Source organism: Paeniroseomonas aquatica, assembly GCF_030409335.1.
GTDB classification, from domain to species: domain Bacteria; phylum Pseudomonadota; class Alphaproteobacteria; order Acetobacterales; family Acetobacteraceae; genus Belnapia; species Belnapia aquatica.
The window spans coordinates 1-935 of sequence record NZ_JAUFPN010000242.1 but is presented as its reverse complement, the minus strand read 5'-3'; the positions used below and the strand labels follow the sequence as shown (position 1 = coordinate 935).

The 935-nt window shown below is 74.3% G+C and carries 2 protein-coding genes; both read left to right on the top strand.

Features of this window, described 5'->3' with window-relative positions; translation table 11 throughout:
• On the top strand, positions 1–541 hold a 541-nt coding region (locus QWZ14_RS29085), incomplete at its 5' end, for a Bug family tripartite tricarboxylate transporter substrate binding protein (RefSeq protein ID WP_290320564.1).
• 52 nt (positions 542–593) lie between these two features.
• Positions 594–935 (top strand): Bug family tripartite tricarboxylate transporter substrate binding protein (locus QWZ14_RS29080; RefSeq protein ID WP_290320563.1); only part of this gene is annotated, 342 nt, incomplete at its 3' end.

Sequence of the window (935 nt, the reverse complement as noted above, 5' to 3'; positions counted from 1 at the left end):
GCATATCCGCGCCGCCGGCGGGCGGTTCAGCTTCGGTTCTTCCGGCACCGGGCAGTCGCCCCATGTCGCGGCGGAGCTGTTCCGCCACGCCGCGGGGGTGGAGTTCGAGATCGTGCCCTATCGCGGCGCGGCGCCGGCGGTCACCGACATGCTCGCCGGCACGGTGCAGGCGATGTTCGACAGCACCAGCTCGGTGCCCTTCGTGCGGCAGGGCCGGCTGCGCGCGCTGGCGGTGGCCAATATCGAGCGCTCGCCGCTGATGCCCGAGGTGCCGACCATGGCGGAATCCGGCTTCGCCGGCTTCGACGTCAGCTCCTGGTATGTCGCGCTCGCCCCGGCGGGCACCCCGCCCGAGGCGGTGCTCACGCTCAATGCCGCCATGAACCGGGTGATGGCCCGTCCCGACGTGGCCGAGCGCCTGGCCGCGATCAACGCCGTGCCGATGCGGGGCAGCCCGGCGGATGCCGGCGCCTTCGTCGGCCGCCAGCTCGCCTATTGGCGCGAGGTGCTCGCGCGCGCGGGGATCGGCGAGGCGCGGTGACGATGGGCGACGGGCCCGCGGCCAGCCGGCTCGAACAGAAGGGAGGATGGTCATGATGCGACTGCGGCGCCGGGCCCTGCCGGCATTGACCGCCGGGCTGGCGGCCCCGGCATGGGCGCAGGCGCCCTTCCCGAGCCGGCCGGTGGTGATGATCGTGCCCGGCGCCCCGGGCGGGCCGACCGACGTGGTCGGGCGGATCCTGGTGCAGCACATGCCGGCGCTGATCGGCCAGCCGGTGGTGCTCGACTACCGCGCCGGCGCCGGCGGGCAGATCGGCATGCGCTACGTCGCCGCCGCCGCGCCCGACGGGCACACGCTTGTGACCGGCAACACCGGCTCGGTCGGCATCAACCCCTCCTACTACCGCGATCCCGGCTATGACATCGCGCGCGAC